General features: G+C 35.1%; 17 protein-coding genes. 11 read left to right on the top strand and 6 right to left on the bottom strand.

From position 1 onward, the window contains the following. Positions 1-38: 38 nt before the first annotated feature. Positions 39-923, bottom strand: a complete 885-nt coding sequence (locus V7097_RS24120; RefSeq protein WP_335706181.1) for a sulfite exporter TauE/SafE family protein — start codon at positions 921-923, stop codon at positions 39-41. Between the two features lie 450 nt (positions 924-1,373). Between V7097_RS24120 and V7097_RS24115 the strand changes: the two genes are divergently transcribed. The 6 genes from V7097_RS24115 to V7097_RS24090 all read left to right on the top strand — a co-directional run bounded on the left by V7097_RS24115 (position 1,374) and on the right by V7097_RS24090 (position 4,618). Beyond that, entirely contained in the window at positions 1,374-1,805 is a 432-nt protein-coding gene (locus V7097_RS24115; RefSeq protein ID WP_335706180.1) for a hypothetical protein, read from the top strand. A gap of 407 nt (positions 1,806-2,212) precedes the next feature. Continuing rightward, positions 2,213-2,611, top strand: a complete 399-nt coding sequence (locus tag V7097_RS24110) for a hypothetical protein (RefSeq protein ID WP_335706179.1) — start codon at positions 2,213-2,215, stop codon at positions 2,609-2,611. 61 nt (positions 2,612-2,672) lie between these two features. Continuing rightward, positions 2,673-3,020 (top strand): hypothetical protein, encoded by a 348-nt coding sequence (locus V7097_RS24105; protein ID WP_335706178.1) that lies wholly within the window; start codon positions 2,673-2,675, stop codon positions 3,018-3,020. An 87-nt stretch (positions 3,021-3,107) separates the two neighbouring features. Next, a complete protein-coding gene (locus tag V7097_RS24100) occupies positions 3,108-3,527 on the top strand; it encodes a hypothetical protein (RefSeq protein WP_335706177.1) in 420 nt (139 codons plus the stop codon). Between the two features lie 17 nt (positions 3,528-3,544). Continuing rightward, positions 3,545-4,009: a hypothetical protein gene (locus V7097_RS24095; RefSeq protein WP_335706176.1), complete on the top strand. Its 465-nt coding sequence runs from the start codon at positions 3,545-3,547 to the stop codon at positions 4,007-4,009. A 9-nt stretch (positions 4,010-4,018) separates the two neighbouring features. After that, positions 4,019-4,618, top strand: a complete 600-nt coding sequence (locus V7097_RS24090; RefSeq protein ID WP_335706175.1) for an SCO family protein — start codon at positions 4,019-4,021, stop codon at positions 4,616-4,618. Positions 4,619-5,153: 535 nt separating this feature from the next. Here V7097_RS24090 and V7097_RS24085 read toward each other — a convergent pair. Both V7097_RS24085 and V7097_RS24080 read right to left on the bottom strand, forming a co-directional pair. Then, the gene (locus V7097_RS24085; RefSeq protein ID WP_335706174.1) at positions 5,154-5,591 is read right to left on the bottom strand and encodes a FixH family protein; all 438 of its coding nucleotides are present in this window, start codon (positions 5,589-5,591) and stop codon (positions 5,154-5,156) included. 38 nt (positions 5,592-5,629) lie between these two features. Then, positions 5,630-6,709 carry a CotS family spore coat protein gene (locus V7097_RS24080; protein WP_335706173.1) on the bottom strand — a complete coding sequence of 360 codons (1,080 nt, stop codon included), beginning with the start codon at positions 6,707-6,709 and terminating at the stop codon, positions 5,630-5,632. 226 nt (positions 6,710-6,935) lie between these two features. Between V7097_RS24080 and V7097_RS24075 the strand changes: the two genes are divergently transcribed. From V7097_RS24075 to V7097_RS24060, 4 genes are all read left to right on the top strand, one after another. After that, positions 6,936-8,063, top strand: a complete 1,128-nt coding sequence (locus tag V7097_RS24075; RefSeq protein ID WP_335706172.1) for a glycosyltransferase family 4 protein — start codon at positions 6,936-6,938, stop codon at positions 8,061-8,063. 15 nt (positions 8,064-8,078) lie between these two features. Next, positions 8,079-9,140 (top strand): CotS family spore coat protein, encoded by a 1,062-nt coding sequence (locus V7097_RS24070; protein WP_335706171.1) that lies wholly within the window; start codon positions 8,079-8,081, stop codon positions 9,138-9,140. Then, entirely contained in the window at positions 9,133-9,687 is a 555-nt protein-coding gene (locus tag V7097_RS24065) for a hypothetical protein (protein ID WP_335706170.1), read from the top strand. The genes V7097_RS24070 and V7097_RS24065 overlap by 8 nt, the downstream gene beginning before the upstream one ends. Positions 9,688-9,749: 62 nt before the next feature. Then, positions 9,750-10,115, top strand: a complete 366-nt coding sequence (locus V7097_RS24060; RefSeq protein ID WP_335706169.1) for a hypothetical protein — start codon at positions 9,750-9,752, stop codon at positions 10,113-10,115. Positions 10,116-10,178: 63 nt separating this feature from the next. Here V7097_RS24060 and V7097_RS24055 read toward each other — a convergent pair whose 3' ends face one another. Genes V7097_RS24055 through V7097_RS24045 form a run of 3 tightly spaced genes read right to left on the bottom strand, consistent with a single transcriptional unit; the run spans position 10,179 to position 13,578 of the window. After that, on the bottom strand, positions 10,179-11,339 hold the full coding sequence (locus V7097_RS24055; RefSeq protein WP_335706168.1) for a glycosyltransferase family 4 protein: 1,161 nt from the start codon (positions 11,337-11,339) through the stop codon (positions 10,179-10,181). Beyond that, a complete protein-coding gene (locus V7097_RS24050; RefSeq protein ID WP_335706167.1) occupies positions 11,336-12,292 on the bottom strand; it encodes an NAD-dependent epimerase/dehydratase family protein in 957 nt (318 codons plus the stop codon). The genes V7097_RS24055 and V7097_RS24050 overlap by 4 nt, the downstream gene beginning before the upstream one ends. Continuing rightward, on the bottom strand, positions 12,289-13,578 hold the full coding sequence (locus tag V7097_RS24045; RefSeq protein ID WP_335706166.1) for a UDP-glucose dehydrogenase family protein: 1,290 nt from the start codon (positions 13,576-13,578) through the stop codon (positions 12,289-12,291). Before V7097_RS24045 ends, V7097_RS24050 begins: the two co-directional genes overlap by 4 nt. Before the next feature lie 186 nt (positions 13,579-13,764). On the opposite strand from V7097_RS24045, the gene V7097_RS24040 reads away from it, so the two are divergent. Beyond that, positions 13,765-14,574, top strand: coding sequence for a UTP--glucose-1-phosphate uridylyltransferase (locus tag V7097_RS24040; protein WP_335706165.1), 810 nt, complete (start codon positions 13,765-13,767; stop codon positions 14,572-14,574). Positions 14,575-14,760 lie beyond the last annotated feature (186 nt).

The following is a 14,760-nucleotide window of genomic DNA, read 5'->3' as shown; positions in this document are numbered from 1 at the left end:
TATTAAAGGAAGACCCTGAATTTCAGGGTCTTTCCGGTTTAATCTTGTTTCTGATTATTATAGCTACCTTTCTTTATTTTCCAAATTACGCTTACTACCGCTATAAGCCATAGAACACCAAGGATGATATACGTGTAAAGGCTTACGATTTGTGAAATATCTAAAGCTCCAAATAAAGTCCTGATATTCGTCAGAATAATAATTCCGCCCACAAGTGTACCTAATAGGTTGGTAGGAATAATTTTGACTAACCACGCTGCAATTGGAGCTGCTATGATTCCACCGATCATCAATGCAAGAACCCACTGGAGATTAATATTAGACCATCCCAATGTTAAAAGAAAACCAAGTGTAGATGAAACCGCTATGGCAAATTCACTTGTATCAACTGAGCCGATTACTTTTCTTGGCTCCATTTTATTACCAGTCAATAATACTGGCGTGGCGATTGGACCCCATCCTCCACCTCCTGTTGCATCGAAAAACCCAGCAATAAAGCCAAGAGGAACAAACTGTTTTTTCGACCATTTCTTATTTGAGGTTTTTCTGTTTGAGTTAAACTTAAAGAGGAATCGATAAATGACAAAAACACCTAACATTAATAAGAATATGGATACGTAAGGCTTTATAATATCGCCAGGAATACTACTTAAGAAACAAGCTCCTAAAAAAGCACCAATTGAGCCAGGTATAATTAATTTGTACACAACTTGTTTATCTACATTTCCAAATTTAATGTGTGATACACCTGAGGCAGCTGTTGTTACAACTTCAGCCATATGAACAGATGCAGATGCAACAGCTGGTGCTATTCCAAACATAAGTAATAATGAGGTAGATGTAACCCCATATGCCATACCCAAAGAACCATCAACTAATTGCGCTGCTAGTCCTATAAAAGCAAGTAATATCAACCTTTTCATATTTATCTCTCCTTTTTCTAATAATCCTGAATAGTCTACCAATGAATAGAAATAATTTTTAATTGTTGACTAAACTAATCAAGTTTCTAACACAAGATATGAAGTATTATTTTGATTGGTTCTTATTTGTAAAAAATTGGCTATTATCTAGAGTTTATTAGAAGTCGAGAGTAGTAAATGAAGGTTTCTAGAAAGGAAAAATATGAATTGCGAGCTTTTAATCTTCCATTAGTTAAAATAGTTTATTTCAAAGGTAATTAGGTTGAAATCAATCGGGTGTACAAGTGTTTATAGGATAGGTGTTCTGTTATTTGAGAGAAAAAGGGCTTTTTATAAGTCAAAAATACATTGTCCAACTGCAAAAATCCGCAAATTTATCAGGCTGTTTGTCCATTAGTTTTTCGTCGGCTTGAATAGGATATAGTAAGCCAAAAGAAAGGAGTGAGGAGAATGAATAGACCATGGTTTCCAGGTAGAGATGGAGAGAGTGAAAGTGAAAGCCGTAGCAATAGCCGTTCAAAATCTAACAGCGACTCTAGGTCAGATATAGACTTCGATAGTGACAATAATTTACGAAATAGATCTGATGTAGATACTGACAATAATTTACGAAATAGAGCTGATGTAGATAGCGACAATGACAACAGACTTACTGATAAAAACATTAACAGAGCGGAAGCAAGAGTTGTAGACAGCGGAAACTCAAGAATAGATCTTGATATTAAAGTGGACTCTGATTCTAAAGCGAGAGCAAAAGCAAGAGCTAGAACTCGCGCAGAAGCTGATTCAGATCAGGATCAAGACCAAGAACAGGATCAAGAGCAACGCGGAAACCGAGACCGAGACCGAGACCGAGACCGAGACCGAGACCGAGACTATTAAGGTGTACGGGGTATATTTTCAATATACTCCGTTTTAAAAATATGTTGAGATTCTTGCAAAATCACGACATAGGTCTGAAGGGATCATGTCCACATGATTCAAAAAAATCTCCTCCAATATTTAATTAATTGATCACTTATTGTCATCTTATGGTTTGATACTTAAATTGATAGTGATATTTAACTAGATGCGAATAATATATTCTTCCTTCCTTTTTATAAAACAACTAACCTTTCATTAGGTGTTTTTTTTCTATCAAAGAAACAATATAAAAATTATTTAATAAAAAGGGCATCTATTAAATCAAAAACACATTGTCCAACTGCAAAAATCCGCAAATATATCAGGATGTTTGTCCATAAGTTTTTCTTCGACGTGAATAGGATATAGTAAGCCAAAAGAAAGGAGTGAGGAGAATGAATAGACCATGGTTCCCAGGTAGAGATGGAGAGAGTGAAAGTGAAAGCCGTAGCAATAGCCGTTCAAAATCTAACAGCGACTCTAGGTCAGATATAGACTTCGATAGTGACAATAATTTACGAAATAGATCTGATGTAGATACTGACAATAATTTACGAAATAGAGCTGATGTAGATAGCGACAATGACAACAGACTTACTGATAAAAACATTAACAGAGCGGAAGCAAGAGTTGTAGACAGCGGAAACTCAAGAATAGATCTTGATATTAAAGTAGACTCTGATTCTAAAGCGAGAGCAAAAGCAAGAGCTAGAACTCGCGCAGACGCTGATTCAGATCAGGAACAAGACCAAGATCAGGATCAGGATCAAGATTTTGACTTCTAAGAAGAATGGGGTATATGTTTCCAATATACCCCGTTTTTTATAAAAGAAGGGGAGGGGAGTTATGAGATCTTGGCTAAATGATTTACATGTATGGGAAAGATCCGATAATGAAAATAAGAATGATAATAATAATGATAATCGAATTAAAGACTCTAACATAACTGACACAGACGCAGTAGTAAACAAAAGTGGAAATTCAGATGTTGATGTTAATGTTTCTATTGACATTGATACCATGCCAATCGCACTTGCAATTTTAGTACAATCCCTCGTAAAAAAAGAAATTTCAGATGAAGAGTTTGAAATAGCAACAAAAAAACTGTTTAATTTATCGGAAAGCTATCGTGAAGAGAGGAAGAAAAGAGAATCGAAGGTTAAATATTTTAATGACAATATTTGGAGAAGGTGAGATCAACTTTCTCTAATACATAAAAATGTTTATTAAACCATGGCATATATCATCGCTGCTGCATATTGTAGCAATGAGGTGAGAAATATGGCTGTAGGTTACATTTTCGTTTTGTTTGTATGTAATTTTTTTGTGGCTGCATTTCTGTATTTATACTTATATAAGGTTCGTAAACTAATTGGATTTCAGTTAGGAATGAATATTGCCATCATTATTGGGGGTATGATGGCAATCGTTTCAGGGATTCTTCTTATTATCCAATTTCCATTTCATTACACGGAAGTAACAATTGCTTCTACCCTATTGGGAATGATAATTGGTGGAATATATGGGGCAATGTTTGATTATCAGACATTTCTTACCGGTTTTACAAATGGTTTGATGATGGGAATAATGTCCCCTATGATTGGAGCGGTAATTGATAATCGGGATACTTTTGTACTTTTAATGGAAGGGCTTTATTTGGCTTCAATATTTTTAGTCATTATTTCAAGGAAGGGTTCATAATTGAGGTGGTCTAAAGGATGAACTGGATTTGGCTATTCTGCTTATTGTTGAACGTATTAATTGGGTATAAAAGTTTTTTGACTTTAAGAAAAAGAAGACAGAATTTTAGTGATCGGTTCGCGATGATTATTGCGATGAGTTCATCGATGATTCTCTCCCTTGTTATAGGAATGATTTTTTCTTTTCTAATTCCATTTACACTACCAACAATTTCATTTTTTGCAATTATTAGCGGTGGAATTACGGGTGTGATTTTTGGAGCAATGATAAAGTTTCATTCGATTCTTGTTGGCTTCTTCGGAGGTACAAGCGGGGGATTAATGGGAGCAATGATCGGGGCGGTTGTACAGGATCCAAGTTTGTGTGGGCTACCGTCTGATAGTGCTATGAATATAGTTAATAATATGCTCACTTTCAGTATTTTTGGGACAATACTTGTTTTAGTTTGTTTTGGATTACTTACTTATTCATTAAAGGTGTGAGATGAAAGTATGATATCAAAAAGAACAAAGATGTGGCTACTATTGTTCATTTTAGCGATTAGCTCATTTTTCTTTTATAAACTATGGGATATTCAAAATCGCTTACCAATGATTACGCAAATTGAGGATGTCCAACTAGAATCAGTTTTAAGTGAAGAATACACATTTGATAATAACAAAATCAAGATTGTTTCATTCATTTTTACGAATTGTCCAGATATTTGTCCAATGACAATGGTGGATATGAACAGAATACAAGCGATATTAAAGGAAAATAAATTATATGGAGAACAGGTTGAAATCGTTACAATAACGTTAGACCCTGAGGTTGATACAAAAGAGGTTTTACAAAAATATGCATCGAATTTTAATGTGGATCCGAAAGGTTGGCACATATTAAGAGGTACAGTTTCTCAAACAAAAGAGGTCGCAGCTCAATTCCAAATGTTATATAAAAAAGAAGAAAGCGGCTTTGTGACCCATAGTACAAATATGTATGTAGTAGACCAAGGAAATAACATTAGATCAATTCATGACATGGCTGTAGGCGGAAAGCAAGTAAACATAGATGAAATCTTAGAAAATATTAACCGATTGCTTGAAGGGTAGTTGGAAAAGTGCAGCAGTGAATCATTAATTTACTCCTTTTGAGGTTAGACGTTGAAAAGGATACTGAAGAAAATTATATGACATATCATTCAGGCACTCATCCATCGTGAGTGCCTTTTCTAATATATTCCCACTTAACAATAAGAAATTGAAGATTATGCGGAGGACAGACTTTGTCTCGCTGACATATATTGCATTAAATCCAGATAAGGAGGTGATGTCATATATGGCACAAAATCCTAATCAACGAACATGTAAAAAACGATGTCGTAGACAGTTCCGTCAATGTCTGAAAAATCATCCAAGAGCTGTATGTCGTGAAAGACGTCAAAAATGTTTCGCCAGATGTAACCGTTAAAACTAATCTGTCAAATTAGTAGACGGGCCATCTAATCCATGACTTAACTCCCTCTTATATTAACTAATCAAACTACGACCCTAGCAAATAGTAAAGAATCCAAAGAGGGGGTTCCTCCACATTTTCTAATGAAATTCATATACAAATCCCGAAGAATTCTTTTTAATTATGGTCATACTAATGATTATTTTCTTGATTCTCATCTACTTCCGTATTTTCAATATCGCCTACAATAAGTACAACCGCTGGCATACTGTGCATGCCTCGGGCAGTAACATGGGCTATCACATGATAAATTCCATCCTTTGTAAAGTTTTTCTCAATTGAATACTTACCACCACCACTATGAAAGGCTTCTATCATTTCGTGTTCTTCATTACCTTCTTCCCATATTTCAAATTTTACCTCATCTGCATCTTCTACAGCTTCATCTTCCTGAGTAACTACGGCACTAATTACAATCTCCTCGCCAGGTATAATCATTTCGGTAGTTGTCTTCAAATTAACTGAAATAGGTACTATTTGATTGGAATCATTTTTTTGATTACCTGTAGTATTACAACCCATAATGATGATAAATAGACTTGTCAAAAAAATAAAACTTATTTTTCTCACTTATTTTCACCTCATGTCTAAGAAAGACATTTCTAGATCTAAAACTGTTGAATTAATTCATTCAAGGCTTTTGATTTAATCCGTTCATATTCAAATGCACCTGTCAACTCTCCGACCATAAGTGGAGTTTTTCTTACATAACGCTCTCTAATAACATCGTAAAGTTCATATGGGAACAGCATATCAATAAACATAATTTTCTTTTGTTCAGAGGTTAATGGTGACACAGATTCGTAGGCATTAATCATAAGATTAAATTTTTCAGCATCCCAAACTCCAGTAGTATCAAGCAGGGGTATGATCATTTTTCGTAAATCACGAATTGGTAAATCGAATGAGACAGTATCAAGATCTATAACCCAGATTTTCCCATCAGGTCCAAGTAAGGAGTTTCCAGTTCCATAATCTTGATGACAGAGATTAGGATTCTTTTTAATGCTATTAACCCAGTCATAATATCCAGAATTACGCAGTATTTGTAGAGTTTCTCTACCTTCAGCGATAAATGTATCAATTTCTGCTAAATATGTTTGAGAAAATGGATCTTCAGGTAGCCTTTCGGCAATAAGTTTCCATGTCTCCATTTGTTGACATCGCTTCGTATAATGGTTTGGCCATCTTCCTAGTTTCGTGAAAATAGGTACACCAGCTGGAGGTTGATATCCTATTGTCGCTTGATGAAACTCTGCTAAACCTTTCATTATAAATTCTAAATCTTCAGAGACTGTTAATTCAAATGGTCTGCCTTCTAACCATTCATATACAACGAATAAAAATGGTCCATGTTTTGTGTATAGATCATCCATTTTATTTGGAATGATTCTTGGTACCCTTGTTCCTTTTTTAGCTAAGTAATCTTGAGCAAATATAGAAAAAAGTGCCTTCTTTTCTGGTCTATGAATTCGTTTTAGACAAATCGCACCACCATCAGAAGTGTATATTTTCCATACAATTGCCATTTGGCCACCTTGTATTACTTCAATTCTTTCAACCTGTACTTCCCAATGTGCAATCATCATTTGGGCTAGTGATATTAGCTTCATCTCTTCTTCAGGGGACAACACAAACTCTCCGTTATTAAATTCATTCGGTATTGTTTCGTTCATTTGTTCCTTCATTACTTTACCCCTTCCTCAAAGGTTTCCTTACATAATGTATGGTTACTAACCAGCGAATGTCCTAGTCTAGTGTCTAGACATATTAAAAATAGGCGAATTTATCAGGGGCTTTTGCCCTTTTAATAAATTGGGATAACATTAATGCACAACGCTACAGTAGCCCTCGTATGATATGTCAAAAGATAAACCCAGTTGTGTTAATAATGTCTTAGAATGGAGGTTGCATATGAAAATTGCTTTAATTGCAACTGAAAAGCTTCCCGTTCCTGCTATACGAGGAGGTGCTATTCAAATCTATTTAGATGCTGTTGCACCCATCATTGCAAAAAAACATAATGTTACAGTAATTTCGATAACAGATAAAGATTTGCCAGAAGTGGAATCAAAAAATGGAGTGAAGTATGTACGCTTCGATGAGCATGATTATCTTCAGTCTATAAGAGATCATATTAAAGATGCACAGTATGATGTTGTTCATTTATGTAATCGCCCTAATTGGATAGGAACTCTTCATAAGGCCTCAAAGAAAACAAAATTCGTGTTAAGCGTCCATAATGATATGTTTTCTTATGAAAAGATGAGTGACGCAGAAGGAAAGGAATGTATTTCAGCTGTTTCAAAAATAATAACTGTAAGCGACTATATTGGGAATACGATCACTTCCCGTTTTCCTAAAGCGAAAGGAAAAACGTCTACAGTATATTCAGGTGTTGACTTAGAAGGATATAATCCTAGCTGGACATCAAAGGGGTCAGAGGCTCGAAATAGAGTGAGAAATGAGCTTGGATTAGGAGATAAAAAGGTCGTCTTGTTTGTTGGGCGACTTAGTAAAGTAAAAGGGCCACATATTTTGCTACATGCGATGCCAAAAATTATTGAACAGCATCCAGATATTCAGATGGTGTTTATTGGGTCAAAATGGTTTGGTGATAATAATTTGAACAACTATGTTAAACATCTTTATACGCTTGGAGCAATGTATAAGGACCATGTAATGTTCATTAAATTTGTAAAACCAAAAGATATTCCAGATTTATATTCTATGGCAGATTTGTTTGTTTGTTCTTCGCAATGGCAAGAACCACTGGCACGTGTTCACTATGAGGCAATGGCAGCGGGTCTTCCCGTTATTACAAGTAATCGAGGTGGTAATCCGGAGGTGATTGAGGAAGGCAAGAATGGATACATCATTTATGATTATGAGAATCCTGATGATTACGCACAGACTATAAATAGTTTGTTAAGTGATAAAGGAAAGCGTGAAAAATTGGGTAAATATGGTCGAAAAAAAGTAGAGCGTGATTTTGGCTGGAAACAAGTTGCCTCTAATTTACTAAAGGTTTATGAGGGATAGAAAGGATGAGAAACAGTGCAAGAAGAAAAAAATAAAATAGAGGAATATCTTCTAAGCATCCTTGATCTGTACCCTTTTGAAATTAAAAATGTTACCTTACTCTCAACAAAAAGTGGAAGGGCTACTTGGGAAGTTGAAACAGATCAGGGATCCAAAATATTAAAAAAGACAGATGTTCATCCGAGAAGAATGCTATTTATAGCCGAGGCACATGAACATCTATATAAACAAGGCCTTCCAATAACACCCATTCATCGAACAAAAAATGGGGCAATTTGTATTGGTGTAGAAGACCATGGTTATGTATTATATGACAAAGTAGATGGTACTGAACTTATCTATTACGATAAAGATAAGTTGGAGAAAATTATGCAGTTTATGGGCAAATTTCATGTTGCATCTAAAGGCTTTAATCGTACAGAAGGAAGTAGAAAACGAAGTAGATTAGAAAAATGGCAAAAACTATATAGATGGAAATTACAAGAATTAGAGGGACATAGACATATTGCTCAAACAAACGTAAATGATCCATTTTCTCAAATGTTTTTAGAACATTATGATCTTATGATGCAAAGGGGAAGAGAAGCTTTACAATCATTAGATGAAGCACCGTTTAAGAAATGGACAAAAGAAGTGATTAATGAAGGTGGATTTTGCCAGCAGGATTTTACACTTGCAAGATTAATAGAAGTGGATGCTGAACCTTTTATGAAGGAACTACATTCAATTACCTATGATCTTCCTACTAGAGATCTCCGCATTATATTAAATAAAATAATGAAAAAGTTATCTGTTTGGGATACAAATCTTGCAATCGAATTACTTCGTTCTTATGACTCTATACACCCTCTAACAAAGGAGCAATATCAAATTCTTTTGAATGATATAAAATTTCCACACTTATTCTGCTCGATTATTCATAAATACTATTTAGCTCAAAAACGTGCTTGGTCAGATGAAAAATATATTTGGGCTATTCAAAACATTATAGCCGTTGAAAATTCAAAAGAAGATTTCCTCCAAAATTTTAATAGCGTTTATCAAGGAATAAAAAGAGGAGCAACTGCAGATGGGTGAAAAATCTAAACGAAATGCACCAATTCCAAAGGTTGAACTTGAAAATTTTTATTTTTCTCCTGCTGGCCCAATGGGTTGGAGTATCTCAGAGTATGAAAAGATGTTAAACGAAGAGCAATTGGAAAACATCTCTACAACTAATATTAATTTCAGGTCCAAAATAAATTTGGAGGGAAAGCAGCTAGTAGAATTGGGGATGGATGAAAGTAAACTCTATAAAGATAATCGAGCTAATAAAAATAAAGATGAGGGGTCAAGTAGTGAGACTAATTATGGGAAGAAAGAGGAACTAGATTTAGAAGATGTTGAGCCAGCGGAAAATAGTGGGGAATTAGAGCTAGATCAAGATCAAGAAAGGGATTCAGAAACAGAACTGGAAATAGTATCAGACACAGAACCAGAGCCAGAACCAGAACCAGAACTGGAACCAGAGGAGCCTAAAGATAAGGTAACCATCATTATTAAAGAAGGAAGTCTAAAAAAACCATGGTTTCCTGAACGATTTATTCAAGAAAGTAAAAAGGATGAAATTCCGCGATTTCATTAGCACCATATGACCAAACCCAGTATATGATGATAGGGAAAATTTAGTAACTGGAGGTAAATATAATGAAGGATATTAAAAATGTAGAAATTAAGGTGGATTTTAAAAAAAGTTTTAGATTAAGTCCTGATGCAAATCTTGAAGAAGTTTTAGAAGACCTTCTAGAAGCTCTTGAGGAGGACAATGAGGGTATGGAGGTAGAGATAGAAGCAGAATTCAAAGATGGAACTGAAGTTAAATATGAAGTAGAAGACGACGAAGACGACGAAGACGACGAAGACGACGAAGACGAAGACGACGATGAAGACGAAGACGACGATGACGATGACGATGACGAAGACGACGAAAGGGACAAAAAGAAGAAAAGGAAGGAAGACGGAAGGGACAAAATGAAGAAAAACGAAAGGGACAAAAAGAAGAATAGGAAATAGTAAACTCCCTTTATATAATAATAAAACCCTACTTTCCAAAATTGGTCTGTAGGGTTTTATTTGTTAATTAATCTCTAATGACTCCTTCACATCATAAGCCAGTAAATAAACTTGTTCATATCGGTCTGCAACATGTTCAAATTCAAACATAGACTCCACATCTTCTCTACCGTTTCTAGCCTTCATTTCAGCTAGATCAGGTTCTAAGAGCGTTTGGTGGATCGCTTTTGCAAACGCTGAAGGAAGATTGAATTGATCTATAACTACACCGTTATATCCATTTATCACTACTTCTGCATTTCCTCCCCTATTTGTAGTGATTAATGGAATACCTGCTGCCATTGCTTCATAATGAACTCTTGCTAGTGGTTCATTCCATTGTGAACTACATACGAAAATATCTCCTAATAAGAACATATTTGGAATATCTTCAGGGCTTATGAATTTTGTAAAGATGACTTTGTCTTTTATGGGTTCGGCTAATTTATACAGAAATTCTACGTAGGAATTCATACCATTATCACTAAACCACTTACCCCCAACTATCATCAGTACGACATCGTCATGTAGTTTAAGAAGTCCCTCTAATGCACGAATTAATAGATGTGGCCCCTTTGTATTACTTAATCGACCAACAAATAGAATAACCTTTTTATCTTCAACGCCAAATTTTTCTCGAAATAATTTTCTTATCATTTTTCCATCTTCTGACCATACAGGAGGATAGCTTGATAAATCAACACCTGAATAAACGACTTTTATTTTATCATTGGCTTCAGGAAATCTTTTTAAAACCTCATGTTTGATATACTTACTGACGGTAGTAATGTAGGATACTTGCTCGATTACTTCTTGCCCTTCTTCATTCGATATTTTTTTACTCGAAAACATGTCATTATGCAGACTTAACACAAATTTACTATTTGGTGCTGCTGATTTATACAGCACTACATTTTTAGGCCGATTAAATACGTGAATGATATCAAAATTGTGTTTTTCTAATTCTTCCGCAACACTAAATCGATAGTTTTCTCGTGGAAAGCGAATATATTGAACATTATCTTGAACTTCATGATTTGGTAATTCAGGGTCAGTAACAGAAAAAATTGTTAAGTCATGTTTCTTACTAAGAAAAGGGGATATCCCATCCATCATCATTTGTATTGCGCCTCCCTTTACAGCGGGAGAAGGAAGCTTTTCTGTACAAATATATGCTATTTTCATGGCTTTTCACCTCCGTACAACTTTATTAAATAATCCCATTCCTTCTTTAACCCGTGGCTTAAACTAGTAGTAGGCGTGTAGTCTAATAGGTCAGTTGCCTTTGATATATCGGCCCACGTATGCTTGGGTTCACCGAGTCCTTTATTTGAATATTGAATGATTGGTTTTTTACCAGAAATTTGTTCAAGGATAGAAATAACCTCCAGTACAGAAGCTTTTTCTTTTCCTCCAATGTTAAAGGTTTCACCGACCGCTTTTTCATTTTGTAAAACTGCAATAATTCCATCTACACAATCACTGATGTAAGTAAAATCTCTTGTCTGTGTTCCATCGCCGTATACCGAAATTGGCTCATCATGTAGGAGTTGTTTAATAAAGCGATGAAACGCCATGTCAGGACGCTGACGAGGACCATATACAGTGAAAAATCGTAAAATCGTAATCGGAATTCCGTAATACTGCATGTAAACATTACACAGGTGTTCACCTGCTAATTTAGTAATCCCATAAGGGGATAATGGTTTTGGAACTTTGTTTTCTGAAACTTTACCATCCATTTCCCCATATATAGATGAAGTAGACACATAGATCAATTGCTTTATTGAAGAGTTTTTACTTGCTTCTAAAAGACGTTGTGTCACAAGAATATTATTTAAGACGTAAGCATTAAAATCAGTCCCCCAGCTTGAGCGTACCCCAGGTATAGCTGCTAAGTGATATACGATATCAATGTTTGATAAGAGTTCTTCAATGTTAATTTTCATTAAATCTCTTTTATCAAATGTAAATCGTGGGTGAAAAATTAGTGGCTCCAAATTTTTTTGCTTTATCGTTAAAGGAGTTGGACCTATAAAGGAGTCAATACCTATGACATGGTAATTCTCATTTTTAAGGAGTTTTTCACAAAGATGGGAGCCAATAAATCCAGCCGCTCCTGTCACAAGAATCCTCATTCGCGACCAACTCCTAAATACATGAATCCTAATTCGTTTAGGTACATTTTATCAAGACAATTTCTTCCGTCTAGAACTATATTTCCCCGCATGAGGGATTTGACATGCCACCAATCTAATGACTTAAATTCATCCCACTCCGTTGCAACAACAACACAATCGGAATCTCTCAAGGCTGCTTCTATTTGAGTAGACTGTGTAATATTACTTTGTATCGGTGCAGGGATTAATGCTATAGGATCAAAGGCGTGAACATCATATCCTAATTTGGCTAATGCGTGTATCAATTCAAGTGCTTGGGAATGTCTAATGTCATCGGTATTTGGTTTAAAGGCTATACCTAAGACCGTAATTTTTATTGAAGAGGGATTAGGTAATCTTGAGTGAAGTTTATTTATATAGATTTCGATTAAACTTGAATTTATTTCTTGTACAGCATCTAATAGGTGTGTAGTAATTCCTCGTTGATTAGCTTCATACTTAAGTGATTTCAAGTCTTTTGGGAAGCAAGACCCTCCATAGCCAAGACCTGCTTGAAGAAAACGATTCCCTATCCTGGTATCAGCTCCGATTCCTTTTGCGACATTTTGAATATCAACATGGAACGCATCACAAATAGTTGCTATCTCATTAATGAATGAAATTTTCGTCGCAAGAAAGGCATTGCTCGCATATTTAATAATTTCTGCACCATTTAGGCTTGTGACAATATAAGGAGCTTCAATTCCGCTATACATTTCCTTTATGATATTAAGAGATTTTGTATCATTTTCTTCTAGTCCAATAATTTTTCGGTCAGGGTGAAGCATGTCAAATACAGCCGATCCTTCTCTTAAAAATTCGGGAATTGATACAACTTGGAATAATGACCTATTCACTTCATGTTGAAGTAAAGACTTAACAATTTTGTTATTTGTCCCTGGTGGGACGGTACTTTTTGTAACAATGGTTTTATATGAAGTTATATATTTTGCTAATTCTTCGATAACAGAATGAACATATTGCATGTCTGTACTTCCATCCTGTAAAGATGGAGTTCCTACAGCAATAAAGATCACTTCTGATTTTTGGATGGCGCTCTTCATATCGGTTGTAAATGTAAGATTTGATTTGTTTTTATACAATAATTCTGCTAGGCCAGGCTCAAAAATTGGAACGTCTCCGTTAGAAAGAGCTGTTATCTTATCTTTTAGCTTATCTACACAAACTACAAAGTGACCCAGTTCAGCTAACACTGCAGAAGTCGTTAGTCCAACATATCCTACTCCAATTACACAAATATCCATAAACTAAGTGTCTCCCTTCAGATACCAATTGCTCCTATATCGTATTAGTTTGAATAAGGAAATGGCACAATTGAGAGAGCCCAAAAATAGGTGAAAATAAGTATTAGCCTAATTTAATTGGACAATTTGCCCTTGCATTCTTAATGAATACGATAATTTAAATATAATTTAAGGGGAGAATACCGCATGGTAACGAAAGCAATTATACCCGCAGCAGGATTTGGTACACGTAGTCTTCCGATAACGAATGTACTACCAAAAGAGATGTTTCCTATTGGTGTAAAACCGGCTATCCATTATGTTGTAGAAGAGGCAGAAAAAGCAGGAATTGAACAGCTACTAATCATTCTTTCAAGAAGTAAAAACATGATTGTGGATTATTTTGACGATTCATTAGGTCTTGAGGCCTTCTTAGAGCGGGAAAATAAACAGCATTTGTTGAAAAAACATTCCATTCCAAAAATTCAAATATATTACACCAGACAACCATACCCGAAAGGATTAGGCGATGCTATTCACCTCGGTAAATCTTTCATTGGAAATGACCCTTTTGCCGTTCTATTGCCAGATGATATTATTATTTCTGAAGAAAAGCCGGCTATAAAACAACTTATAGATGAATATAAATCCCAGAAAAGTAGTGTCTTAGGATTAAATAAGGTAGAGAATGAGCACCTTGAAAAATATGGAGTTATTAAAGGAAAAAAAGAGAAAAAGGAACTAATAGAAATCAAGGATGTTATTGAAAAACCAAAAACGGATCCACCTTCTAATCTAGCCATCATTGGCCGTTATGTTTTTACACCAGACATTTATCACTATTTAGGTCGTTTAAAGCCAGGTGTTGGTGGGGAGTACCAGCTTACAGATGCGATTAAGAACATGCTCGTTGATCATTCAATTTTTGGTAAAGTTATTAACGGAAAAAGATACGATATCGGTAATGCAGATGAATATATAAATTTATTGAATCTCATCTATAAAGAAGAAAAATAGGTTAGGAGCTGTCAAGGAACTTGGCAGTTTTTTCCTGTGGAAAAATATAATTAGTGAAGTTTTATTGTACCAACAGGAAAAGATCCATAGTTTAGTTGCGCAAAGATAAAGAATTGCTATGATTGATGACGAAAAAAAAGGACTGCCAAAATAATGAACTATAACCTATAATATGGACAGTTTAAT

It is taken from the genome of Bacillus sp. JJ1562, from assembly GCF_036962705.1.
Classification (GTDB): domain Bacteria; phylum Bacillota; class Bacilli; order Bacillales; family Bacillaceae_L; genus Ferdinandcohnia.
Note: the sequence above shows the minus strand (reverse complement) of the source record. Positions and strands in the feature narration are given on the sequence as shown.